24 protein-coding genes and 4 tRNA genes are annotated in these 24321 nt (G+C 61.5%); 18 read left to right on the forward strand and 10 right to left on the reverse strand.

Annotation, left to right across the window (positions count from 1 at the left end):
- The first annotated feature begins 59 nt into the window (after positions 1 to 59).
- The 8 genes from panB to IB249_RS26745 all read left to right on the forward strand — a co-directional run bounded on the left by panB (position 60) and on the right by IB249_RS26745 (position 10835).
- Positions 60 to 860, forward strand: coding sequence for a 3-methyl-2-oxobutanoate hydroxymethyltransferase (gene panB / locus IB249_RS26710; protein ID WP_192308944.1), 801 nt, complete (start codon positions 60 to 62; stop codon positions 858 to 860).
- A complete protein-coding gene (gene panC / locus IB249_RS26715) occupies positions 857 to 1717 on the forward strand; it encodes a pantoate--beta-alanine ligase (protein WP_192308946.1) in 861 nt (286 codons plus the stop codon). The genes panB and panC overlap by 4 nt, the downstream gene beginning before the upstream one ends.
- 194 nt (positions 1718 to 1911) lie before the next feature.
- Positions 1912 to 2292, forward strand: a complete 381-nt coding sequence (gene panD / locus IB249_RS26720) for an aspartate 1-decarboxylase (RefSeq protein WP_003228271.1) — start codon at positions 1912 to 1914, stop codon at positions 2290 to 2292.
- 219 nt (positions 2293 to 2511) lie between these two features.
- Positions 2512 to 4176 (forward strand): glucose-6-phosphate isomerase, encoded by a 1665-nt coding sequence (gene pgi / locus IB249_RS26725; RefSeq protein ID WP_192308949.1) that lies wholly within the window; start codon positions 2512 to 2514, stop codon positions 4174 to 4176.
- Between the two features lie 202 nt (positions 4177 to 4378).
- Positions 4379 to 6316 (forward strand): acetate--CoA ligase, encoded by a 1938-nt coding sequence (acs, locus tag IB249_RS26730; protein ID WP_192308951.1) that lies wholly within the window; start codon positions 4379 to 4381, stop codon positions 6314 to 6316.
- 163 nt (positions 6317 to 6479) lie between these two features.
- On the forward strand, positions 6480 to 7496 hold the full coding sequence (locus tag IB249_RS26735; RefSeq protein WP_192308953.1) for a class I SAM-dependent rRNA methyltransferase: 1017 nt from the start codon (positions 6480 to 6482) through the stop codon (positions 7494 to 7496).
- 91 nt (positions 7497 to 7587) lie between these two features.
- Positions 7588 to 10539, forward strand: a complete 2952-nt coding sequence (locus tag IB249_RS26740) for a DUF748 domain-containing protein (protein WP_192308955.1) — start codon at positions 7588 to 7590, stop codon at positions 10537 to 10539.
- Positions 10539 to 10835: a DUF2845 domain-containing protein gene (locus tag IB249_RS26745; protein WP_192309377.1), complete on the forward strand. Its 297-nt coding sequence runs from the start codon at positions 10539 to 10541 to the stop codon at positions 10833 to 10835. The genes IB249_RS26740 and IB249_RS26745 overlap by 1 nt, the downstream gene beginning before the upstream one ends.
- A 276-nt stretch (positions 10836 to 11111) precedes the next feature.
- Here the strand turns inward: IB249_RS26745 and IB249_RS26750 are convergent, their stop codons facing one another.
- Together IB249_RS26750 and IB249_RS26755 are read right to left on the reverse strand one after the other, a co-directional pair.
- A complete protein-coding gene (locus IB249_RS26750) occupies positions 11112 to 11465 on the reverse strand; it encodes a BON domain-containing protein (RefSeq protein WP_192308957.1) in 354 nt (117 codons plus the stop codon).
- Positions 11466 to 11789: 324 nt separating this feature from the next.
- Positions 11790 to 12197 (reverse strand): pilin, encoded by a 408-nt coding sequence (locus IB249_RS26755; protein WP_192308959.1) that lies wholly within the window; start codon positions 12195 to 12197, stop codon positions 11790 to 11792.
- Positions 12198 to 12422: 225 nt separating this feature from the next.
- Between IB249_RS26755 and pilB the strand changes: the two genes are divergently transcribed.
- Genes pilB through yacG form a run of 5 tightly spaced genes read left to right on the forward strand, consistent with a single transcriptional unit; the run spans position 12423 to position 17034 of the window.
- Positions 12423 to 14123, forward strand: a complete 1701-nt coding sequence (gene pilB / locus IB249_RS26760) for a type IV-A pilus assembly ATPase PilB (protein WP_192308961.1) — start codon at positions 12423 to 12425, stop codon at positions 14121 to 14123.
- Between the two features lie 2 nt (positions 14124 to 14125).
- The gene (locus IB249_RS26765) at positions 14126 to 15343 is read left to right on the forward strand and encodes a type II secretion system F family protein (RefSeq protein WP_192308963.1); all 1218 of its coding nucleotides are present in this window, start codon (positions 14126 to 14128) and stop codon (positions 15341 to 15343) included.
- A 1-nt stretch (position 15344) separates the two neighbouring features.
- The gene (locus IB249_RS26770) at positions 15345 to 16217 is read left to right on the forward strand and encodes a prepilin peptidase (protein ID WP_192308965.1); all 873 of its coding nucleotides are present in this window, start codon (positions 15345 to 15347) and stop codon (positions 16215 to 16217) included.
- A complete protein-coding gene (gene coaE, locus IB249_RS26775) occupies positions 16214 to 16837 on the forward strand; it encodes a dephospho-CoA kinase (RefSeq protein ID WP_192308967.1) in 624 nt (207 codons plus the stop codon). The genes IB249_RS26770 and coaE overlap by 4 nt, the downstream gene beginning before the upstream one ends.
- Positions 16834 to 17034 (forward strand): DNA gyrase inhibitor YacG, encoded by a 201-nt coding sequence (yacG, locus tag IB249_RS26780; protein ID WP_192308969.1) that lies wholly within the window; start codon positions 16834 to 16836, stop codon positions 17032 to 17034. The genes coaE and yacG overlap by 4 nt, the downstream gene beginning before the upstream one ends.
- Positions 17035 to 17043: 9 nt before the next feature.
- Here the strand turns inward: yacG and IB249_RS26785 are convergent, their stop codons facing one another.
- The 3 genes from IB249_RS26785 to IB249_RS26795 form a co-directional block, all read right to left on the reverse strand.
- Positions 17044 to 17259 (reverse strand): hypothetical protein, encoded by a 216-nt coding sequence (locus tag IB249_RS26785; protein ID WP_008033212.1) that lies wholly within the window; start codon positions 17257 to 17259, stop codon positions 17044 to 17046.
- A gap of 64 nt (positions 17260 to 17323) precedes the next feature.
- The gene (locus IB249_RS26790) at positions 17324 to 18013 is read right to left on the reverse strand and encodes an energy-coupling factor ABC transporter permease (protein ID WP_192308971.1); all 690 of its coding nucleotides are present in this window, start codon (positions 18011 to 18013) and stop codon (positions 17324 to 17326) included.
- Complete coding sequence (locus IB249_RS26795) at positions 18010 to 18477, reverse strand: FAD/FMN-containing dehydrogenase (protein ID WP_192308973.1); 468 nt, start codon at positions 18475 to 18477, stop codon at positions 18010 to 18012. The genes IB249_RS26790 and IB249_RS26795 overlap by 4 nt, the downstream gene beginning before the upstream one ends.
- A 127-nt stretch (positions 18478 to 18604) precedes the next feature.
- Between IB249_RS26795 and IB249_RS26800 the strand changes: the two genes are divergently transcribed.
- The 5 genes from IB249_RS26800 (at position 18605) to IB249_RS26820 (ending at position 22057) form a co-directional block, all read left to right on the forward strand.
- Entirely contained in the window at positions 18605 to 19231 is a 627-nt protein-coding gene (locus IB249_RS26800; RefSeq protein ID WP_192308975.1) for a DUF1780 domain-containing protein, read from the forward strand.
- A complete protein-coding gene (locus tag IB249_RS26805) occupies positions 19228 to 19755 on the forward strand; it encodes an MOSC domain-containing protein (RefSeq protein ID WP_192308977.1) in 528 nt (175 codons plus the stop codon). Before IB249_RS26800 ends, IB249_RS26805 begins: the two co-directional genes overlap by 4 nt.
- Before the next feature lie 68 nt (positions 19756 to 19823).
- Entirely contained in the window at positions 19824 to 19997 is a 174-nt protein-coding gene (locus IB249_RS26810) for a DUF3094 family protein (RefSeq protein WP_192308979.1), read from the forward strand.
- Between the two features lie 60 nt (positions 19998 to 20057).
- Positions 20058 to 21356, forward strand: coding sequence for an NAD(P)/FAD-dependent oxidoreductase (locus tag IB249_RS26815; RefSeq protein WP_192308981.1), 1299 nt, complete (start codon positions 20058 to 20060; stop codon positions 21354 to 21356).
- A gap of 302 nt (positions 21357 to 21658) precedes the next feature.
- On the forward strand, positions 21659 to 22057 hold the full coding sequence (locus tag IB249_RS26820) for an EF-hand domain-containing protein (RefSeq protein ID WP_192308983.1): 399 nt from the start codon (positions 21659 to 21661) through the stop codon (positions 22055 to 22057).
- Between the two features lie 62 nt (positions 22058 to 22119).
- Here IB249_RS26820 and IB249_RS26825 read toward each other — a convergent pair whose 3' ends face one another.
- From IB249_RS26825 to IB249_RS26845, 5 genes are all read right to left on the reverse strand, one after another.
- Positions 22120 to 23745, reverse strand: coding sequence for a methyl-accepting chemotaxis protein (locus IB249_RS26825; protein WP_192308985.1), 1626 nt, complete (start codon positions 23743 to 23745; stop codon positions 22120 to 22122).
- 154 nt (positions 23746 to 23899) lie between these two features.
- Positions 23900 to 23976 (reverse strand) — tRNA-Pro (locus IB249_RS26830).
- Positions 23977 to 24069: 93 nt separating this feature from the next.
- A tRNA-Lys gene (locus tag IB249_RS26835) sits at positions 24070 to 24145 on the reverse strand.
- Positions 24146 to 24150: 5 nt separating this feature from the next.
- Positions 24151 to 24227 (reverse strand) — tRNA-Pro (locus tag IB249_RS26840).
- A gap of 9 nt (positions 24228 to 24236) precedes the next feature.
- Positions 24237 to 24312, reverse strand: a tRNA-Asn gene (locus IB249_RS26845).
- Positions 24313 to 24321: the final 9 nt, after the last annotated feature.

The raw sequence follows: 24321 nt of genomic DNA on the forward strand, positions 1-24321 counted from the left end.
CGAAGAATCACGCGCGTTACTCGCAGTAGTTTCCATAGCGCCTGAATGAGGAACTTTTCATGCCAGCCATCACCCTGACCACGCTGCAAGGTCTCAAGCAAAAAGGTGAAAAAATCACCATGCTGACCTGCTATGACGCAACCTTCGCCCACGCTTGCAACGAAGCGGGTGTCGAAGTGCTGCTGGTGGGCGACTCCCTCGGCATGGTTCTGCAAGGTCACGACAGCACGCTGCCGGTGACCACTGCCGACATGGCTTACCATGTCGCGGCCGTCAAACGCGGTAACACCGACGCGTTGATCCTCGCCGACCTGCCTTTCATGGCCTATGCCACCCTCGAACAAACCATGACCAACAGTGCTGCGTTGATGCAAGCCGGTGCGCACATGGTCAAGGTCGAAGGTGCCCTGTGGCTGGCGGACTCGATCCGTCTGCTGGCCGAGCGCGGCATCCCTGTCTGCGCGCACCTTGGGCTGACACCACAGGCGGTGAACATCCTGGGCGGCTACAAGGTCCAGGGCCGTAGCGAGAACCAGGCACGGCAGATGCGCGCCGATGCCATCGCCCTGGAACAGGCCGGTGCGGCCATGCTGTTGCTGGAGTGTGTACCGAGCGAACTGGCCCAGGAAATCACTCAGGCAGTGGGCATCCCGGTAATCGGCATCGGTGCGGGCAACGGCACCGACGGCCAGGTGCTGGTGCTGCACGACATGCTCGGCCTGTCGATCACAGGCCGTGTGCCCAAGTTCGTGAAAAACTTCATGCACGGCCAAACCAGTATTCAGGCGGCCCTGAGTGCTTATGTCACCGAGGTCAAGGCGGTGACTTTCCCTGGTATCGAACACGGATTCTCTGCATGAACACCGTAAAAACCGTACGCGAACTGCGGGCCGCCGTGGCTCGCGCCCGGGGCGAAGGCAAGCGCATTGCCTTCGTGCCCACCATGGGCAACCTGCACAGCGGTCACATCGCCCTGATTGCCAAGGCCTCGCAACGGGCTGATTTCGTGGTCGCGAGCATCTTCGTCAACCCGCTGCAATTCGGCGCGGGCGAAGACCTCGACAAGTACCCGCGCACCCTGGCGGCCGATCAGGAAAAGCTGCTCGAAGCCGGCTGCCACCTGCTGTTCGCTCCGACCGTTGAAGAGATGTACCCCGACGGCATGGCCGGCCAGACTCGCGTCAGCGTTCCCCAACTGTCCGAAGGCCTGTGTGGTGCGAGCCGTCCGGGACATTTCGAAGGCGTGGCGACAGTGGTCAGCAAGCTGTTCAACATGGTCCAGCCAGACCTGGCGATCTTCGGTCAGAAGGATTTCCAGCAACTGGCGGTCATCCGCGCCCTGGTGCACGACCTGAACATGCCGATCCAGATCATCGGCGAGCCGACCGTGCGAGCCGACGATGGCCTGGCGCTGTCGTCGCGCAATGGCTTTCTCGACGAGCAGCAGCGAGCAACAGCCCCGGTCGTCTACCGCACCCTGTCTGCGATGGCCGAAGCCATCAAACAGGGCGAACGCGATTATCCAGCCCTGATCGCGGCCCAACGCCAGGCACTCGAAAACGCCGGCCTGCGTACCGATTACCTGGAAGTGCGCCATGCGCTGACCTTGCGTCCCGCCACAGCGCAGGACCGCGACCTGGTGATCCTGGTGGCGGCGTTCCTCGGCAGCACACGGTTGATCGACAACCTGCACCTGGATCTCGACGCGATCGCTTGACACCAAAACCTGCAGTGGGAGCGAACCTGCTCGCGATAGCGGTCTGTCAGTCAACATCGATGTTGAATGTGAGGGACTTATCGCGAGCAGGCTCGCTCCCACAGGGAAAATTTGTGGGCTTCCCGCGCGTATTGCTGCCCACATTGCCTTCGGGCACACTGCCCGCCGTTCGATTCCGACCTGGAAAAACACTCATGCACGCCATCATGCTCAAGGCCAAGCTGCATCGCGCCGAAGTCACCCACGCTGTTCTCGATTACGAAGGTTCCTGCGCCATCGACGGCGAATGGCTGGACCTGTCCGGCATCCGTGAGTACGAACAGATCCAGATCTACAACGTCGACAATGGCGAGCGCTTCACCACTTACGCGATTCGCGGTGAAGAAGGTTCGCGGATGATTTCGGTCAACGGCGCTGCAGCGCACAAGGCCAAGGTGGGCGACCGCGTGATCATCTGCGCCTACGCCCACTACAGCGAAGCCGAACTGCTCAACTTCAAGCCGCGTATGCTCTACATGGCGCCAGGTAACGAGTTGAGCCACACCAGCAACGCCATCCCGGTTCAGGTTGCCTGATCGCATCGCCTTCCCGTTTGTCGGACCGTTCCCTGCCCCATGTACAAAAAAGTACCGGGAACGGGTCAGACAAAGTCAAGACAGATTGCAGCGCGAGGTTTACTGTATTCGCCCTGTGCCATGAAATCGTGTCGACGCAGTTGACCGGACGCCCACCCGCAGCGCTCCGGGATTTTTAGTGTTCAAAAGGCCGTTCAAGTAAAAAGGAAACCCGCAGCGATGGCGTACTACCGCACTCCTCACGACGTGACCACCCTGCCCGCCTGGCAGGCGTTGAAAGACCACCGCCAAGCCATGCAGGATTTCAGCATGCGCGAGGCCTTTAATGCCGACCCGCAGCGTTTTACTCAATTCACCCTCAGCAGCTGCGGCCTGTTTCTCGACTACTCGAAGAACCTGATCAACGCCGAAACCCGTAACCTGCTGGTGGGCCTGGCCAACGAAGTCGATCTGCAAGGCGCGATCAAGGCGCTGTTCGAAGGCGAAATCGTCAACTCCTCCGAAGGCCGCCCGGCCCTGCACACCGCGCTGCGTCGCCCGGTGGGCGACAAGCTGTCGGTCAATGGCGTCAACGTGATGCCGGAAGTCCACAAGGTGTTGAACCAGATCACCGACCTCGTGGGCCGCATCCACGACGGTCTGTGGCGCGGCTACACCGAGAAGCCGATCACCGACGTGGTCAACATCGGCATCGGTGGCTCGTTCCTGGGTCCTGAACTGGTGTCCGAAGCGCTGCTGTCCTACGCGCAAAAAGGCGTACGTTGCCACTACCTGGCAAACATCGACGGCAGTGAGTTCCATGAACTGACCCTGAAACTGCGCGCCGAAACCACGCTTTTCATCGTCTCGTCGAAATCCTTCAACACCCTCGAAACTCTGAAGAATGCCCAGGCCGCTCGCGCCTGGTATCTGGCGCAGGGCGGCTCGGAAGCCGAGCTGTACCGTCACTTCATTGCGGTCTCCAGCAACAACGCCGCCGCAGTGGCCTTCGGGATTCGCGAAGAAAACATCTTCCCGATGTGGGACTGGGTCGGCGGGCGTTACTCGCTGTGGTCGGCCATTGGCTTGCCTATCGCCCTGGCCATCGGCATGTCGAACTTCAAGGAGCTGCTGTCCGGTGCCTACACCATGGACCAGCACTTCCAGAGCGCGCCGTTCGAACAGAACATGCCGGTGCTGCTGGCCCTGCTCGGCGTCTGGTACGGCAACTTCTGGGGCGCGCAGAGCCACGCGATCCTGCCGTACGACCACTACTTGCGTAACATCACCAAGCACTTGCAACAGCTGGACATGGAATCCAACGGCAAGAGCGTGCGCCAGGACGGCACGTCGGTGTCCACCGACACCGGTCCGGTGATCTGGGGCGGCGTCGGCTGCAACGGTCAGCACGCGTATCACCAGTTGCTGCACCAGGGCACCCAACTGATCCCGGCCGACTTCATCGTGCCGATCGTCAGCTTCAACCCGGTGGCCGACCACCACCAATGGCTGTACGCCAACTGCCTGTCGCAAAGCCAGGCGCTGATGCTCGGCAAGACCCGCGCCGAGGCCGAGGCCGAGCTGCGGGACAAGGGCATGGCCGAAGCCGAAGTACAGAAACTCGCGCCGCACAAGGTGATCCCGGGCAACCGTCCGAGCAACACCCTGGTGGTCGAGCGCATCAGCCCACGCCGCCTGGGCGCGCTGGTGGCGATGTACGAACACAAGGTCTTCGTGCAAAGCGTGGTCTGGGGCATCAACGCCTTCGACCAGTGGGGCGTGGAGCTGGGCAAGGAACTGGGCAAGGGCGTCTACAACCGTCTGGTCGGCAGCGAGGAAACCGCCGCCGAGGATGCGTCCACCCAAGGGCTGATCAACTACTTCCGCGGTCGTCACCGCGGCTGATCCAGAGCAACGCCGCTCCCTGCGGGAGCGAGCCTGCTCGCGAAAGCGGTGTGCCAGTCGCTGTTCTTCAACTGACACACCGCCATCGTCGGACTGCCACCCAGAGCAAACCCGTTCCCCCATCGGTTTTGCGTATAACTTGAACCCATTGGACACTCGGCGCATCTTTAGTCTTGTCGCAAAACAAGAATAAGGAACCGTCATGTTCGATATCAGCACGTTCCCCAAAGCCGATGCCGTCCGCCGGGCTGCACAGTTGAGTCAAGACGACTACCAACGCCTGTACCGCCAATCCATCGAACACCCCAGCGAATTCTGGGCCGAGCAAGCCAGGCGTTTTCTCGACTGGAGCAAACCCTGGGACACCGTCCAGCGCTACAACCTGAAAACCGGTGAAGCCAGCTGGTTTGCGGGCGGCCAGTTGAATGTCAGTTACAACTGCATCGACCGCCACCTGGAAAAACGCGGCAATCAGGTCGCCCTCATCTGGGAAGGCGACGACCCCGCCGAATCCGCACAGATCACCTACAAGAAACTGCACCACCACGTCTGCCGCCTCGCCAACGTGCTCAAGAGCCGTGGCGTGAAGAAAGGCGACCGCGTGTGCATCTACATGCCGATGATCCCCGAAGCCGCCTACGCCATGCTCGCCTGCACGCGCATCGGGGCGGTGCATTCGGTGGTGTTTGGCGGCTTCTCCCCCGATTCGGTCCGCGACCGCATTCTCGACGCCGACTGCCGCACCGTGATCACCGCCGATGAAGGCGTGCGTGGCGGCAAATTCGTTGCGCTCAAGGAGAAGGTCGACAAGGCGCTGCTGGGCTGCCCGAACGTCAGCACGGTGATCGTGGTCGAGCGCACCCAGGGCCAGGTGAACTGGGTCGAAGGCCGTGACCTCTGGTATCACCAGGCCCTGCGCGACGTCAGCGACGAATGCCCGCCCGAGCCGATGGACGCCGAAGACCCGCTGTTCATCCTCTACACCTCCGGCAGCACCGGCAAACCCAAGGGCGTACTGCACACCACCGGCGGCTACCTGCTGCAAGCGGCCATGACCTTCAAGTACGTGCTCGATTACCGTGACGAAGAAGTCTTCTGGTGCACCGCCGACGTCGGCTGGGTCACCGGCCACAGTTACATCGTCTACGGCCCCCTGGCCAATGGCGCAACCACGCTGATCTTCGAAGGCGTGCCGAGCTACCCGAGCAGCTCGCGCTTCTGGCAGGTCATCGATAAACACAAGGTGAACATTTTTTACACCGCCCCGACCGCCCTGCGCTCGCTGATGCGCGAAGGCGCCGAACCCTTGAAGGAAACGTCGCGGGCGAGCCTCAGATTGCTCGGCAGTGTCGGCGAGCCGATCAACCCGGAAGCCTGGGAGTGGTACTTCAACGCGGTCGGTGAACAGCGCTGCCCGATCGTCGACACCTGGTGGCAGACCGAAACCGGCGGCATCATGCTCAGCCCGCTGGTCAGCGCCCAACGCATCAAGCCCGGCTGCGCCACGCAACCGATGTTCGGTGTGCAACCGGTGCTGCTGGACGAAGTCGGCAAGGAAATCAAAGGCGCCGGCAGCGGCGTGCTGGCGATCAAATCCAGCTGGCCGGCGCAGATCCGCAGCGTGTACGGCGATCCGCAACGGATGGTCGACACCTACTTCAAGCCCTACCCCGGCTACTACTTCACCGGCGACGGTGCGCGTCGCGACGAGGACGGCGACTACTGGATCACCGGGCGTATCGATGACGTGATCAACGTATCCGGCCACCGCATCGGCACCGCCGAAGTGGAAAGTGCCCTGGTGCTGCATGACAGCATTGCCGAGGCCGCCGTGGTCGGTTACCCCCACGATGTCAAAGGCCAGGGCATCTACGCTTTCGTCACGCCCATGAACGGCACCCAACCCAGCGACGATCTGAAAAAGGAGCTGCTGGCCCACGTCAGCCAGGAAATCGGCAGCTTCGCCAAGCCGGATCTCATCCAATGGGCACCGGCCTTGCCGAAAACCCGTTCGGGCAAGATCATGCGGCGAATCCTGCGCAAGATCGCCTGCAACGAACTCGACAGCCTCGGTGACACCTCGACCCTGGCCGATCCGAGCGTGGTGCAGGAGCTGGTCGATAAGCGTTTGAATCAATGAAAAAGCATCGTCGGAATGCCGCCCAGAGCAGGCTCGCTCTCACAGGGGATCAGTGACGGAAGCAGATCCAACGTGGGAACGAGCCTGCTCGCGATGGCGTCACCGCGCTCTGGCGCCAAGCTGTTAAACTCCCGCGCCCCATTCCTCGTGCAAGGCGCCCAGCATGTCTACCTTGAACCAGGCGCTGCGCGCCGCCCTCGATCATCGCCAGGAACTGCTGGCCGAATTGCATCAGCAGGGCACCGACTGCTATCGCCTGTTCCATGGCAGCCAGGAAGGCGCCGGCGGCCTGACCATCGACCGCTACGGCCCGCAACTGCTGGTACAGAGCTTCCACCAGACGCTGGAGCGCGAGGCGCTGCTGCACGTCCACCAGGCGATCAACCAGCACCTGGGTTTCGACAGCCTGCTGGTCTACAACGACCGCTCCCGAGGCCACTCGCGGATCGACCGTGAAGACCCGGTCTACCGCGCCGACGACGCCGCCCTGCAAGACCTGGTCGGTCACGAGTGGGGCCTGAATTACCGGGTTCGCGGTCGCCACGCAGGCCAGGACCCGTTGCTGTTCCTCGACCTGCGCAACACCCGTGGCTGGGTCAAGGACCATAGCCGCGACAAGAGCGTGCTGAACCTGTTCGCCTACACCTGCGGAGTTGGCCTGAGCGCGGCCGCCGGCGGTGCGCGCGAGGTGTGCAACCTGGACTTCGCCGAGGGCAACCTGGCGGTCGGCCGGGAAAACGGCCTGCTCAATCCGCACCTGCCGACCATGCAATTCATTCAGTCCGATTACTTCCCGGCGATCCGCCAGTTGGCCGGGCTGCCCATCAGCCAGCGTCGCGGGCAGAAACTGCCGAGCTATCAACGCCTGGAACAACGCCAGTACGACTTGGTGCTGCTCGACCCACCCGCCTGGGCCAAGAGCGCATTCGGCACCGTGGACCTGCTGCGTGATTACCAGAGCCTGCTCAAGCCCGCGTTGCTGACCACCGCCGACGATGGCGTGCTGATCTGCTGCAACAACCTGGCAAAAGTCAGCATGGACGATTGGCGCGAGCAGGTTCTGCGCTGTGCCGAGAAAGCCGGGCGGCCGGTGCGCGAATGGGCGGTGATGAAACCGGGGGCCGATTTCCCCTCGATGGACCAGCAGCCGCCATTGAAAACCCTGATCCTGCAGCTCTGAGTTCGTCGGACAAATCTGAAAGTCGTGGGCAGCTCAATTACTTCGGAACCGGAAACGCGTGCCATACTCCAAGGCACTCCGATTCAGACAGATGAAGCTGCACATGCCCAAAGGATTGATTCGCGCTATCGGCGCCTTGTTGACTGCCCTGGCTCTCTACAGCCTGCTGGGGTTTCTGATTCTGCCTGGCATTGCCTTGCGCGTGGCCAATCAACAACTGGCCCACTACGCGACCACTCCCGCCACGCTCCAGCGCATCGAGCTCAACCCGTTCAGCCTTGAAGTCACCCTGTGGGGCCTGAACATTGGCGAGCCGGGCAAGGAACAGGTCGGCTTCGAACGCTTGTACGCCAACCTGCAGCTCGACAGCCTGTGGACCAAGGCGCTTCATCTGGCCGACATCGAACTGGACAAACCCAAGACCGAAATCCTGTTCGACAAGGACGGCAAGCTCAACCTGCTCGGCCTGTTCAAGTTGCCCGCCAGCGAGCCGGCCCCGGCCGATCCCGACGCCAAGCCGTTTCCCCTGAGAATCGAGCGCATCAACCTGGCCGGCGGCGCCGTGCATTTCCTGGATGAGCGTCCCAGCGAACCCATCGAGTTCGTCTACGACAAACTCGACTTCGAGCTGAAGAACCTCAGTACCCTGCCCGAGGACAGCGCCGACATGACACTGGTGGCCGCCGGCCCCAATGGCGGACAGATCGACTGGACCGGCAACTTCAGCCTCATCCCGATCGCCTCCGAAGGAAAACTGAAAGTCACCGACGGCAAGATGAAAGCCTTCTGGCCCTACGTGCGCGATGCCGTACCGCTGGTGCTCGAAGACGGCGTCGTCAGCCTGAGTACCGACTACAAGCTCAACCTGTCCCAGCAGACCGAACTGCTGCTCAGCAACGTGGCGGTCAGCGTCGCGCCGTTTGCCATCAAGGCCCCTGACGGTCGACCGCTGGCGAAACTCGAGCGCCTGGACGTTACCGACACCACCGTGGACCTGGCCAGGCAGCAAGTGGTGGTCGGCAAGATCCGCAGCCAGAAACTGGAAACCTGGGCAGCACTGGAGGCCGACGGCCAACTCGACTGGCAAAAACTGTTCGCCAGCCAACCGTCCAAGGAGGCCGCGAAAGCCAAGGCCGAACCGGCCAGCACACCTGCAGCCGCCGACTCGCCGAAAGCGCCCGTGACCGCGAGCAAACCGTGGCAGGTCTTGCTCAAGGACGTGCAACTGCGCGATTACCAGGTCCACCTGGCAGACCGCAAGGCGCAACCCGCTGTCACTCTGGACCTGAACCCGCTGAACCTCGACCTGCAGAATTTCGACAGCCTCAACGGTTCGCCCTTTACCCTCAAGCTCGATACCGGCGTGGGCAAGCAAGGCCGGATCACGGCCGACGGTCAGGTCAATCTGGCCCCGGTCAGTGCCCAATTGAAAGTGCAGACCAAAGACATCGACCTGCGGGTCGCTCAGTCTTACATCAACCCGTTCATTCGCCTCGAACTGCGCAGCGGCATGCTCGGCAGTGATCTGGCGGTCAACCTGAAAAGCACCGAGCCGTTGGCCCTCAGCGTCACCGGACGCGCACAGATCGACCAGTTGCACACCCTCGACACCCTGAAGACCCGGGACTTCCTCAAGTGGCAGCAGGTGGTGGTGGAAGGCTTGAACTATCAGCACGGCGACAGCCTGTCGATCGACAAGGTCAACCTGTTCCAGCCCTACGTGCGCTTCATGATCAACGATGACCGCACCACCAACGTCGATGACCTGCTGATCCCGCAGCCGCCCGATTCCGGGGCGAAAACCGCTGCCGCCAAACCGGCCGCCGGGAAGGACAAGCCGCTGGGCATCCACATCGGCGGCATTGCCATCAATGACGGCTCGGCCAACTTCGCCGACTTCAGTCTGACCCCGAACTTCGCCACCGCCGTGCAACAGCTCAATGGCCAGATCGGCACCATCGACAGCCGTCAGGCAAAACCGGCGACCGTGGACGTCAAGGGCAAGGTCGATCGCTACGCGCCGGTGACCATCAAGGGCTCGCTCAACCCGTTCGACCCGATGGCCGCCCTCGACATCGCCACCAGTTTCAAGCGCGTGGAACTGACCACCCTGACGCCCTACTCCGGCAAGTTCGCCGGTTACCGCATCCGCAAGGGCCGGCTCAATCTGGACCTGCACTACCTGATCACCAAGGGCCAGCTCAAGGCGGAAAACAAAGTGGTGGTCGAGCAGTTGCAGCTGGGTGAAAGAGTCGACAGCCCGGATGCGGTCAGCCTGCCGTTGAAACTGGCAATTGCCCTGCTCAAGGACGTCGACGGCAAGATTTCCATCGAGCTGCCGGTGACCGGCGACTTGAACAATCCGCAGTTCAGCGTCATGCCGATTGTCTGGCAGACCTTGCGCAACCTGATCGTCAAGGCCGCCGCCGCGCCGTTCAAGCTGATTGGCGGGCTGGTCAGTGGCGGTGGCTCCGAAGACCTGGGCACGGTGTCGTTCGCGCCGGGCTCCAGCGAACTGGGCAAGGACGCCGAGGGTTCGTTGGTCAAGCTGTCCCAGGCCCTGAAGGAACGTCCGACCCTGCGTCTGGAAATCGAGGGCACCGCCGCCGCCAGCAGCGATGGCCCGCTGATCGCCGAGCAGCGCCTGGAGCGCGAGTATCAGTACAACTACTACAAGATGCTCCAGCGTCGCGGCGACAAGGTGCCGGCGCAGGCGTCGTTGCTGCAAGTCCCGGACGGCGAGAAAGGGCCGTTGCTGGAAGGCATCTACCGCACCCGCCTGAAAACCCAGCCACCGGCTGAATGGAAAGACCTGGGCAAGGAAGAACGCACGGCCCGGATGCGCGCCGACGTGATCAAGTTCTGGAGTTCCAGCGACGTGTTGCTGCGCCAACTGGGCCAGGACCGTGCCAGCAGCATCAAGGATTACCTGGTCGACAAGGGACAACTGGCCGACGACCGTGTGTACTTCATCGACGCCAGCCTCGGCGAGGCGGAAAGTGACGGCCGGGTCGTGACGCCCCTGCACCTGGACGCCGAATGATGATCGGGCGCTTGCTGCTCGGCCTCACCCTGGCAATGACGGCGGTCCACGCCTCGGCCGCCGACACCCTGCGCTGCGGCAGTCAACTGGTCAGCGTGGGGGATCGCTCCAGCGAAGTACGGCAGAAGTGCGGAGAACCGGTCAGCCGCGACCTGCTCGGCTACAAGCGCAGCGCCAACCGCCGGGAAGAGTTCCAGGTCGAGGAATGGACCTACGGGCCTAACGGCGGGATGTACCAGTACCTGCGGTTCGAGGGCAATCGGCTGCGGCAGATCACCAGCAAGCGAGGTCACTGAATCCTTCCCCAAGTCAATTGTGGGAACGAGCCTGCTCGCGATAGCGGACCGACGATCACTGCCGCGTTGTCTGGGGAGCCGCCATCGCGAGCAGGCTCGCTCCGACATTGACGCCAGGTCTTTCCTGTCTTGCAAATAGAACAGGCCCCGACACGAATGCCGGGGCCTGTAATGGCCACTATCCCTGTGGCCGTCGCATGAACTCTAAAGTTGCGGCAGACGTATAACCTGGCTCGTCTACCGCGTCTTCTCCCGGTCCAGGCGAGAAGTCTTGCCTTACTCGGCTTTCAGGCCGTCAGCGGAGACCGCCTTGACGCCTTTGATTTTCTTGGCGATGGCCACGGCCACATCTTTCTGCGACTCGGTCACAGCGGTAGTGGACGACAGGGAAACCACGCCTTTGTTGGTTTCAACCTTGATGTCGGTGCCAGGAATGCCTTTCTCGGTCACCAGGTCGGCTTTGACTTTGGTGGTGATCCAGGTATCGGAGGTAGCTTCCTTGGCTTGGGTCACTTCACCGGCTGCGAGAACCATAGGAGCCTGGGTCGCTTGGGTTTGGGCGAAAGCGGCGTTGGCCATGGTGAGGGTCAGCGCGGTAGCAGTGGCAGCAGCGATAGCGAACTTCTTCATACGAGTAACTCCTGTTTTTCTGGAAAAGTCTGCTGGGTGTCATGTCAGCAGGGTTACTGGGTATGTTGCGAACGCTGTGCCAAGTTTGAGACAGCAAATAAATCCTTATAAATTAGACAGTTAAGAAAATGAGCAATTCTCGAAATCATGCAAAATGCATGAGTTTGATTTTTTCTACATGCAAGTTGCGGATTTTCGGGTGGGCCTAAGGCCATGAATTTGCGAAAGTTTTGCTATTACTCCGGTCATGCGTCGATAGCTCACTCAAATCCGCAAAAAAAAACCCCGCCTCTCACGAGGCGGGGTCCAGTGAGCCGTTGATGATCAGGTCCCGGTAGGGCAACCCGCTGGTGCGTAATCGGACGCTGCGCTGGTTTTGCATGACCATCCGCTGGTGGCATCACGAGTCAGCGTGATCGTCGCGTTGGCGACGACGGTCGGTGCCCCCTTGAGCGTGCAGACAATCCCGCTGCTTGGCGATGCCAGGACGGTGATCGTGCAGTGCTGCGAAGTCGTGCTGGCGCCGATATCGGTGGTGGATGGCGACGTCGTACCCGAATTGACCTTATCTTCATAATTGACTTTCAGCGCCGAAATCTCCGCCAACCCCGCCGTCACCTTCGCCCGGGCCTGGTACTTGGAGTACGCCGGAATCGCAAACGTCGCCAGGATCCCGATGATCGCCACCACGATCAGCAGTTCGATAAGGGTGAAACCTTTCTGAGTATTCATAGACAAGCTCCATGCATGAGTCGAAATCTCATGATCTGAATCAGCCGCAGCACAGCCCGTGCCAAGCCTTCAGCCCCTTGTTCCCGGGGGGCGGAAACCCGACCACGCGGCGAGCGGTCCGCAAAAGCCGCACTATCTGACACTTTTTGTCACTTCAACAGCGCGGGTTTGGCGCGTCCGGTTGACTAGGCTATAAGTCATGAACTGTCTGCGTCCGGTATTCCCATGAATGACATCGCTCTAAGCGGCCTGGCCAAACAACTGGTCCTGGCCGAACTGCTCACTGAAAAAAGCGCGCAACAGGCGTATCAGCAAGCCCAACGCCAGAAACTGTCCCTGGTCAGTTATCTGGTGCAAAACAAACTGGTGAAGAGCCGCCAGGTGGCCGAGATTGCCTCGGAGCATTTCGGCATGGCCTTGCTCGACCTGCATCGGCTGGACAAGGAGTCGCAACCCAAGGGCCTGGTCAGCGAAAAACTGGTTCGCCAGCACCATGCCCTGCCCCTGTGGCGGCGCGGCAACAAACTGTTCGTGGGCGTCTCCGACCCGACCAATCACCAGGCCATCAACGACATCCAGTTCAGCACCGGGCTCACCACCGAAGCCATACTGGTCGAAGACGACAAACTCAGCGACGCCATCGAGAAGTTTTTCGACAGCCATGCCACCGGCCTGGAGGACATGCCTGACGTCGACCTCGATGGTGTGGACATCGAGTCGATCGATGACGCTCGACAGGATGGCATCGCCGGGCAGGATGCCGACGACGCGCCGGTGGTGCGCTTCGTTCACAAGATGTTGCTCGACGCCATCAGGGGCGGTTCATCCGACCTGCACTTCGAACCCTACGAAAAGACCTACCGCGTGCGGGTGCGCACGGACGGCATGCTGCGCGAAGTCGCCAAGCCGCCGATCCAACTGGCCAACCGCATTGCCGCGCGCCTGAAGGTCATGGCCAGCCTCGACATCTCCGAACGGCGCAAACCCCAGGACGGGCGGATCAAGATGCGCCTGTCCAAGAGCAAGTCCATCGACTTCCGGGTCAATACCCTGCCGACCCTGTGGGGCGAGAAAGTGGTGATCCGGATCCTCGATCCGTCCAGCGCGCAAATGGGCATCGACGCCCTCGGCTACGAGCCCGAGCAGAAAGACCTGTACATGGAAGCGCTGAAGCAACCGCAAGGGATGATCCTGGTCACCGGCCCCACCGGCTCGGGCAAGACCGTATCGCTCTACACCGGGCTGAACATCCTCAATACCGTTGACATCAACATCTCCACGGCCGAGGACCCGGTGGAGATCAACATGGAAGGCATCAACCAGGTCAACGTCAATGCCAAGCAGGGCATGGGCTTTCCCCAGGCGTTGCGTTCGTTCCTGCGCCAGGACCCGGACGTGATCATGGTCGGCGAGATCCGCGACCTGGAAACTGCCGAGATCGCCATCAAGGCGGCCCAGACCGGGCACCTGGTGCTCTCGACCCTGCACACCAACAGCGCGGCGGAAACCCTGACCCGCCTGCACAACATGGGCATCCACGGGTTCAACATCGCCACCTCGGTCAGCCTGATCATTGCCCAACGCCTGGCGCGCAAGCTGTGCACCCATTGCAAGAAGCCGCTGGATGTTCCCCGCGAGGTGTTGCTCAGGGAAGGCTTCCCCGAGGAACGCCTCGGCCAGTTCACGATCTATGAGCCGGTCGGCTGCGATCATTGCAATGGCGGCTACAAGGGACGCGTGGGGATCTACGAAGTGGTGAAGAACACGGCGGATCTGCAACGGCTGATCATGGCCGAAGGCAACTCGCTGGAAATCGATAGCCAGATGCGCAAGGACGGTTTCAACGACCTGCGGACCTCGGGGCTGATCAAGGCCATGCAGGGTATTACCAGCCTTGAAGAAATCAACCGGGTTACCAAGGACTGAACATGGCGGTCAAAGCAGCAAAAATCAGCGTGTACGCCTGGGAAGGCACCGACAGGAAAGGCACGAAAATGACCGGCGAGCTCAGCGGTCAGAACCCGGCCCTGGTCAAGGCGCAACTGCGCAAGCAAGGCATCAACCCCGGCAAGGTGCGCAAGAAATCCGCCTCGATCCTTAACCTGGGAAAACGCATCAAGGCCCAGGACATTGCCCTGTTCACCCGGCAGATGGCGACGATGATGAAAGCCGGGGTGCCGCTGTTGCAGTCCTTCGACATCATCGGCGAAGGCTTCGACAACCCGGCCATGCGCAAACTGGTGGACGAGGTGAAACAGGAGGTGGCGGCCGGCAACAGCTTCGCCGCCGCCCTGCGCAAGAAGCCGGAGTACTTCGACGAGCTCTACTGCAACCTGGTGGACGCCGGTGAGCAGGCCGGCGCGCTGGACACCCTGCTGGAACGGGTCGCCACCTACAAGGAAAAGAGTGAAAGCCTCAAGGCCAAGATCAAGAAAGCCATGACCTACCCGCTGGCCGTGGTGTTCGTCGCGATCATTGTCACCGGTATCCTGCTGATCAAGGTGGTGCCGCAGTTCGAGTCGGTGTTCAAGAGCTTTGGCGCGGAACTGCCGGCGTTCACGGTCATGGTCATCGGCCTGTCGAAGCTGTTGCAGGAGGGCTGGTGGATCGCCCTCGGCCTCCTGATCGCGGCAATCTTCGGCGTGCGTCGTGCCCTGAAAACTTCCCAGGGCTTTCGCGACACGATGGACACCTGGCTGCTGAAACTGCCGTTGATCGGCACGTTGATGTACAAGTCGGCCGTGGCCCGATTTGCCCGTACGCTGTCGACCACCTTCGCCGCCGGCGTGCCGCTGGTCGAGGCACTGGAGTCGGTGGCCGGTGCCACCGGCAATGTCGTGTTCAAGCGTGCGGTGCTGCGCATCAGGCAAGACGTATCGACGGGGATGCAGCTGAATTTCGCCATGCGCACCGCCGGCATCTTTCCCAACATGGCGATTCAGATGACGGCCATTGGCGAAGAGTCCGGTGCCCTGGACGACATGCTCGACAAGGTTGCCGGTTTCTATGAGGCCGAGGTCGACAACATGGTCGACAACCTCACCAGCCTGATGGAGCCGTTCATCATGGTGGTCCTGGGTGTTGTCGTCGGCGGCCTGGTGGTGGCGATGTACCTGCCGATCTTCCAACTCGGCGCAGCGATCTGATATGCCCTGGCCTGACATCCTGACCCTTTACCCGCTGGCGTTTGTCTTCATCGCGCTGCTGCTCGGCCTGCTGGTCGGCAGTTTTCTCAACGTGGTGACCTGGCGCCTGCCAAAAATGCTCGCACGCGAATGGCGATTGCAGGCCCATGAAATTCTCGGCCTGCCGGGCGAGACACCGCAGCCCACTTATAACCTGCTGCTACCGCATTCCCAGTGCCCGCATTGCGGGCATCGGATCCGTGCCTGGGAAAACATTCCGCTGCTCAGTTACGTCGGCTTGCGCGGGCGCTGCTCGAGTTGCGCCACGCCGATCGGTAGGCGCTATCCATTGACCGAACTGGTCTGTGGCCTGCTATCGGCCTTCATTGCCTGGCATTTCGGTTTCGGCTGGCAAGCGGTGCTGGTGCTGGTACTGAGCTGGGGCCTGCTGGCCATGAGCCTGATCGATGCCGAGCATCAATTGTTGCCCGACGTACTGGTGCTGCCGTTGTTGTGGCTGGGGCTGATCGTCAACAGCTTCGAGTTGTTCGTGCCGTTGCACGAGGCCTTGTGGGGCGCCGTTGCCGGCTACCTGGCGCTGTGGGCGGTGTTCTGGCTGTTCAAGCTGATCACCGGCAAGGACGGCATGGGCCACGGTGATTTCAAGCTGCTGGCCCTGCTGGGGGCCTGGGGCGGATGGCAGATTCTGCCGCTGACGCTCCTGTTGTCGTCGCTGGTCGGGGCCGTGGTCGGGGTGATTTTGCTGAAGCTGCGCGATGCCAGACACTCGACACCGCTGCCCTTTGGCCCCTATCTGGCAATTGCCGGCTGGATTGCCTTGCTCTGGGGTGGTCAAATAACCGACTTCTATTGGCAGTTTGTCGGTTTGAAATGAATACCCCTGCGGAAAAACCCTGGATTCTCGGCCTCACCGGCGGCATTGGCAGCGGCAAAAGCGCGGCGGCCCAGCACTTCATCGACCTGGGCGTCCATGTGGTCGATGCCGATCACGCGGCGCGCTGGGTCGTGGAGCCGGGTCGCCCGGCGCTGGCGCGGATCGCCGAACATTTTGGCCCCGGCGTGTTGCAGGCCAACGGCCAACTGGATCGTGCGGCGCTGCGCAAGTTGATCTTCGAAGACCCGCAAGAGCGACGCTGGCTCGAAGCGCTGCTGCATCCACTGATCGCCGAGGAAATCGCCGAGCATCTGGGCAAGGCACAATCGCCTTACGCGATTCTGGTTTCGCCGTTGCTGATCGAATCCGGGCAATACGCAATGACCCAGCGCGTGCTGGTGATCGATGCGCCCGAACAGCTACAGATCGAACGCACCCTGCAGCGCGACCAGACCAGCGAGCAACAGGTCCAGGCGATCCTCAAGGCGCAATCCAGCCGTGAGGATCGCGTGAGCCACGCCGACGACGTGGTGGTCAACGACCGCGACCTCGCCTGGCTGCACAGCGAGGTCGAGCGCCTGCATCACTTTTACTTAACATTGCGTGGAGGCCAGTCATGAGCCCAATCCCGACCGTCGATTGCCCAACCTGCGGCGCCCCTGTCGAATGGAGCCCCGAGAGCACCTTCCGGCCGTTCTGTTCGGACCGCTGCAAACTGATCGACCTGGGCGCCTGGGCATCGGAGGAACACAAGATTCCGGTGAGCCCGGACGCCGAGGACGACCTGTTCAGCGAAGACTTCGAACCGCGTCACTGAGGACGATATTCAGGGCCGCATGAACCCGTAGTCCTGACCGTCATCGAGGTTTTCGGCGAGAAACTGCAACTCGTCGGCCAGGTCCTCGACACTGCGCACCGCCTTGCTCTGCTGCACCACCGCGCTGAGCAGGGCGCGCAGGCTCAGCCCCGGATCAAACCCGACTTCCTGCGCGGCATCCAGACTGTGGCGCAGTTCCTGCCTTGCCCATTCGTAGACACTCATTTCAATGCTCCTGAAAGGTTTTTCGGAGCATGAATTCGTCTGGTTTTTTTGCCTTTGATGTGGATCAAGATTTCGGGTCGTCATCCTTCCAGGGCGCCGAAAGGTAGCGGGTGCGGTTGAAGGTCTCCAGCCATTCGGGGCAGAACACCACCAGCGCACTGACCACCATGCCGTTGATGAAGGCCTCCGGAAAGATGATCAACCACAGGTAGCCGACGAAGTCTTCCAGCCAGTAGGGCATGGCGAACAACCCGTCATACCACAGCAGCCACAGCGCCAGGAGCAGGCACAACAACGCCGACAACGCGGCCGCGAAGAAACCGGACACGAAGATGTAAACGAAGAGATTACGTGGCTGCGCACGCTCCACCAGGATGGCGCAGCACTCGGTGATCAATACGGGCAACACGATCAACAAGGCGCCGTTGACCCCGACGGCGGCGAGGTCCTGGCGGCCGAGCAGCACCAGGCCTGCCTGCGCGACCAGGCCACCGACGATTGCCAGGGGCCAGTCCAGCAGCAGGGTTACGGCGGTCATGCCGAGAAAGTGATAGGACACGCCGGTATCGAAATCCCGTCGCACCAGCCACAACATGAACAGCGCGAACACCGTGCCGAACAGCAGATGCTGGCGCCGGCTGTCGGCGAACAATTCGACCCAGGGCGTGCGCCAGACAGCCCAGGCAATCACCGGCAGGTAAATCAGCCAGCCGACCGTCAGGCTCTGCGCCGACAGCACCTCCACGCCGATCATGGCCCGGCTTTCTCCAATGCCTCACGCAATTGCGCGGCCGTGGCGTATTCGTGCTGGTCCACCAATTGCCCCTTCCTGAGGGTCAGCCACAGCACTTTATCCACAGCCCCCGGATAGCGCGGGGCCACTCGACCCTCACGATCCAGCATGACCCGATAGGCATAGTCGCGCATGGCCGGCACGGCGAACAATTTGGCCACCAGCCGTGGCATGCGCTCGATGTCCGCGACAAACACCGCGTGGCGTGCTTCCAGGTAGCCCTTCGGCTGACCTTGCAGCGCCGCCTCGACCAACTTGGCCCCGTCCATGCTCCGCGCCACCAGCAATGTCTGCGTCTGATCGTCAAGGCTGTAGGCCTGATCGAACTGATCCAGCAACGTCCAGGGTGCCAGGCGCTCGCCTGTTTCAAGCGCATGGGCCCCCAGGGGTAAAAGTCCGAGCAGCAACACCGGCCAATATTTCACGTCTGATCCTCGTTCAATCGCTTGCACATAATGGCCATCAGTCTACACCGGCTGTTCCCCCTGCCAGTGACGAGCTTTACCGTTAAACGCTTTCAGCTTGTCGCATTTGAACGCTAAGCTTGGGCCTATGGATGACTCCGACTACTTACGCCTGCTGACCATCGCGGCCGAGCAAGCCAACGCGTTCCTGTCCAATGCCCGCAAATGGGAGCGTGAGCGTTGGGTCTGCCAACGCCTGCTGCAAGGGCTGAACATTCCGTACCGCGTCGACGAATTCGCCCCCGCCGGGGAACCGCCGGACGTGCTGTTCCGGGACGCCAACTTTGAAGTGTTCTTCGTCCTCGACGAGGGGCGACGCCTCAACGACGAATGGCGCGATGAGCTGCAACGGCGGCGCAGCGCGTTTTCGCTCAGTTCACTGGTACGTCGCGAAGCCAAGCCCAGGCGCATTCCGGCCAATGAATTTCTGCAGAGGCTGGCGCCGACCCTGCGCAAGAAAGCCCACAACTACAAGGAACGCGGCATGGACCTGGGCGAGCTGGACATCATTGCCTTCACCAGCCTCAAGCGCGAAGTGCTCGACCTCAACAGCCACTTTCCACCGCCCACCGAATATTTGCGCCAGGGCTGGCGCTCCTTGTCGCTGGTGGGCCCCACCTTCGCCCGCGTGCTGTTTGCCCACCCGGATGCGCCGGACTTCCTGCGCGGCAACCTGGGGCGCAGCATCGTGTTCGATGTCGGGATCAGCCTGTGAGCCCGCTGCAGGCATTGATCGCCGAAGTGCCGCAGCTGGGCCGCGTGCGCTGGATCGGCGTACGTCCGCAACGCCATGCGCCGATGATCGAGCTGGAGGCGGTAGAGGCTCGCCTGGAAGCCGGCCTGACCGGTGACCGCGCTCGCCCCGGCGTGCGCAATGCGCGCCAGGTGACGCTGATCCAGTGGGAGCACCTGGCCGTCATCAGTGCGCTGATGGGCCGCGCCGATGACCAGCCCGTATTGCCGCAGGACCTGCGGCGCAACATCGTCGTCAGCGGTATCAACCTGTTCAGTCTCAAAGGCCGACGCTTCAGGATCGGCCAGGCGATCTTCGAAACCACGGGCTGGTGCCAGCCCTGCGCGCGCCTGCAGGACAACCTCGGCCCGGGTACCTTCCAGGCTGTTCGCGGGCATGGTGGAATCACCGCCCGGGTGTTACAAAGTGGAATCATTCGCCTGGACGACACCGTCAAGGTCGAGCCGATTCCGCCGAGCGGCTATGCTCCGTTCAATGCGGGCTGATGCGTGACCCTGCCGTGCGCATGTAGCTTCAATCCATTCAGCAACGTCTACCCCTGACGAGGCCCGATATGACCAGCCGCCTGAACCCTGACGACCAAAAGCATGTCGAAGAGTACCTGCAGTTGTCCCAGCACCGAGTCGAGCGCCGGCCCTTTCGGCCGTGGATGCTCCTGGTGATGGTGCTGGCTGTGACCATCAGCCTGGGCCTGTTGAGCCGACTTATCAGTTACCTGACGCTATGAGCTGCCTGGCGCTCGCTCGGATGACTGCACCGATTTCCTTTAGCCTTGCGAGTTATCCCCATGTCCCATCGTATTGTCATTGTCGGCGGCGGCGCCGGCGGTCTGGAGTTGGCTACCCGTCTGGGTAAGACTCTGGGCAAGCGCGGCACGGCCAGCGTGATGCTGGTCGACGCGAACCTGACCCACATCTGGAAACCGCTGTTGCATGAAGTGGCGGCCGGCTCCCTGAACTCTTCCGAAGACGAACTCAACTACGTCGCCCAGGCAAAATGGAACCACTTCGAGTTCCAGCTGGGGCGCATGAGCGGGCTTGATCGCACCCTGAAGAAAATCCAGCTGGCGGCCACCTACGACGAAGCCGGCCTGGAACTGGTGCCGGCACGCGAAGTGCCTTACGACACACTGGTGATCGCCGTCGGCAGTACGACCAACGATTTCGGCACCCAGGGCGCCGCGCAGCATTGCCTGTTCCTCGACACCCGCAAACAGGCCGAGCGCTTCCACCAGCAGTTGCTCAACCATTACCTGCGCGCTCATGCCGGGCAAACCGATGCGGTGCAACAGATCAGCGTGGCCATCGTCGGTGCCGGCGCCACCGGCGTGGAACTGGCTGCCGAACTGCACAACGCGGCCCATGAACTGGCGGCCTACGGGCTGGACCGGATCAAGCCGGAAAACATGCACATCACCCTGATCGAAGCCGGGCCACGGGTGCTGCCAGCCTTGCCGGAACGCATCAGCGGGCCGGTGCATAAAACCCTGGAAAAACTCGGGGTCAACGTCATGACCAACGCGGCGGTCAGCGAGGTCACCGCCGACAGCCTGATCACCGCCGATGGCAATGTGATCAATGCCGGCCTCAAGGTCTGGGCCGCCGGGATTCGCGCTCCGGGTTTCCTCAAGGACATCGATGGCCTGGAAACCAACCGCATCAACCAGTTGCAGGTGCTGCCGACCCTGCAAACCACCCGTGACGAAAACATCTTTGCCTTCGGCGACTGTGCGGCCTGCCCGCAACCAGGCACCGATCGCAATGTGCCGCCGCGCGCACAGGCGGCGCATCAGCAGGCCTCGTTGCTGACCAAATCGTTGAAGCTGCGCATCGAAGGCAAGTCGCTGCCCGAGTACAAGTACACCGATTACGGCTCGCTGATCTCGCTGTCGCGCTTCTCGGCGGTGGGTAACCTGATGGGCAACCTCACCGGCAGCGTGATGCTCGAGGGCTGGCTGGCGCGGATGTTCTATGTGTCGCTGTACCGGATGCACCAGATGGCGCTGTATGGCATGTTCCGCACGGCGATGTTGATGCTGGGCAGCAAGATCGGGCGCGGCACCGAGCCAAGGCTCAAGCTGCACTGATACCCCCGAGTGCGGGGCCGGGTGGATCAGCCAACGTAAAGGTCGGCTGATCCGACGCCTTCGCGAGCAAGCCCGCTCCCACATTTTTTGCCCGGTCGATCCACAGAACTGTGTCCCACTGTATCTCCCCCGCTATTTTGCCCCTTCGCTTACAAACTCCCCTTCGCACGACACAGTAGCGATACACCCCGCCCTTTAAATGGCCACATCCGAGCAAGGCACCCCCGCCAGCTCCGGTGAACGCTGCACTTGCGTGGCGTCCTTTATCGAACGGTTGTGTCGTGCAACCCAGGAGAATTGAAATGTCTCGTACCACCAAGAACACTATCGGTCTGCTCGGCGCTGTGCTGGCTGGCGGCATGATGTTGACCGGCTCGGCGTTCGCTTCGCAGCCGCTGACCCAGGGTTACCTCTTGGCCTCGGCCGACCAGGTGGTGAAAACCCCTGAAGGCAAATGTGGCGAAGGCAAGTGCGGCGATGCGTCGATGGCAAAAACCGACACCGACGGTGACGGCAAAGTGTCCCGCGCCGAATTCAAGAAAGTCGCGCCCAACTCCGACTTCGACAAGATCGACACCAACCATGACGGTTTCATCGACGAGCAGGAGGCTTACGACAACGTCAAAGCCAACTTCGAAGCCAACGGCAAGAAAATGCCCAAAGGTCTGTTCGAGCACCTGAAAGACCGCGACGGCGCCTGAGCCTCAAAAGCAAAAGCCGCGCTTTCCGATGGGAAAGCGCGGCTTTTTTTCGTCGGGCGAATTTATACCCGGAAGCGCTGGACCATGCCCTGCAGGGTATTGGCCAGCTTCGACAGCTCATGGCTGGAGGTGCTGGTCTGGTCGGCGCCGGTGGCGGAGCGCACCGACAGGTCGCGGATGTTCACCAGGTTGCGATCCACTTCCCGAGCCACTTGCGCCTGCTCCTCGGCGGCACTGGCAATCACCAGGTTGCGCTCGTGAATCTCATGCACCGACGAGGTGATCGCCACCAACGCCTCACCCGCCCGCTCGGCCAGTTGCAGCGTGCTGGCGGCACGGGTAGCGCTGGCGTTCATGGAGTCCAGCGCCAGGCTCGAACCGCTGCGCATGCCCTGGACCATCTGCTCGATTTCCAGAGTCGATTGCTGGGTGCGATGCGCCAGGGCGCGCACTTCATCAGCCACCACCGCAAAACCGCGACCACTTTCGCCGGCACGGGCCGCTTCGATGGCCGCGTTGAGCGCCAGCAGGTTGGTCTGCTCCGCGATGGCCCGAATCACTTCCAGCACCTTGCCAATGTCCTGGGACTGATTGGCCAGCGATTGCACCAACTCACCGGTGTGCTGCACTTCACTGGCCAGGGCGCTGATGGCGTTGGCGGTTTCGCTCACCCGCTCCTGTCCCAGGTGTGCCGACTCGCTGGACTGACGGGTGGCATCGGACGTCGACACCGCGTTGCGGGCGACCTCTTCCACGGCAGTGGTCATCTCGTTGACCGCCGTGGCCGCCTGCTCGATCTCGTTGTTCTGTTGCTGTAGCCCCTGGGTGCTGTCGAGGGTGACGGCGTTCAGCTCATCCGCTGCGGCGGCCAGTTGCGTGGCCGAACCGCTGATGGCTTGCAAGGTTTCACGCAGGTTTTGCTGCATGGTCGCCAGCGCCTTGAGCAAGCGACTGACCTCATCGCTGCCATGGGTGGCGATAGGCCGGGTCAGGTCGCCCTGGGCCACGCTTTCAGCGGCGCTTACGGCTTCGCTCAGCGGACGGACAATGCTGCGGGTCAGCAACATGGCCAATGCCACGGTCGCCAGCGCTGCGAGCGCGATGAACAGGCTGACAATGGTCCGCGAGGTTTCATAGTGTGCAGCGGATTTCTCGCTTTCAACCACGACCTGCTTGGCGAACAGCTCCGCCAGGTCATTGAGCTGCTTGCCGGAGCCATCGACCACCGTTTTCATGTCGACCAGCAGCAACTTGGTCAATTCGTCGCGACGGCCCTGCTCGGCCAAGGTGAACGACTGGGCGATGCCGGCGCGATACGCGGTGAAGGTGGTTTTGAACTGGTCATACAAGGCGCGGCCTTCCGCGGTGTCGACCAGATGGTCATAAGCCGCGATTTTCTCGCCCAGCTCCTTGTCACGGGTGTCCATCTGGCCACGGTAGACGGGAATGTTTTTGGGGTCCTGGTCCAGCGCCATGCGCAGGGAAATGGTGCGGATGCGCAGCATCAGTTCACGGATCTCGTCGCCCCCGCGAATGCTCGGCAGCCATTGTTTTTCCACGGCGACCTCGCTCTCGCGAATGCTCGACATCTGCGCCAGGGCAAACACCCCGAGCAATGCCACCAGCACGGCAATCAAGGCAAACCCCAAGGCTGCCCGGGGAGCAATATTCAACTGACGAAGCAACATGACGAGCGCCTTTTTTCTTGTAGTGACCAGAATTGGGGTGGTGTCTGGCAGTCCCCCTTTCACGGGTTATCGGCGGGTTGTATGACGACTTAAGTGGTGACTTTGTCGCAGGCAAAAAAAATCCCCGTATCTTTCGATACGAGGATTTTCAATATGGTCGGGGTAAGGGGATTCGAACTCCTGACATCCTGCTCCCAAAGCAGGCGCGCTACCGGACTGCGCTATACCCCGGTAAAAAAAAGGCACCTTTGAAGGCGCCTTCTTCGATCAGCGCTTTTGGCCTCTGATCTTAAGATTTGATTCCAGCATCACTGGTTTCAAAAATGGTGGGTCGTGTGGGATTCGAACCTACGACCAATTGGTTAAAAGCCAACTGCTCTACCAACTGAGCTAACGACCCAAATATGGTCGGGGTAAGGGGATTCGAACTCCTGACATCCTGCTCCCAAAGCAGGCGCGCTACCGGACTGCGCTATACCCCGATTTGAAATTGGCTCCGTGACCAGGACTCGAACCTGGGACCCAATGATTAACAGTCATTTGCTCTACCGACTGAGCTATCACGGAACTGCATAT

It is taken from the genome of Pseudomonas sp. PDM04, from assembly GCF_014851765.1.
Taxonomy (GTDB): Bacteria; Pseudomonadota; Gammaproteobacteria; order Pseudomonadales; family Pseudomonadaceae; genus Aquipseudomonas.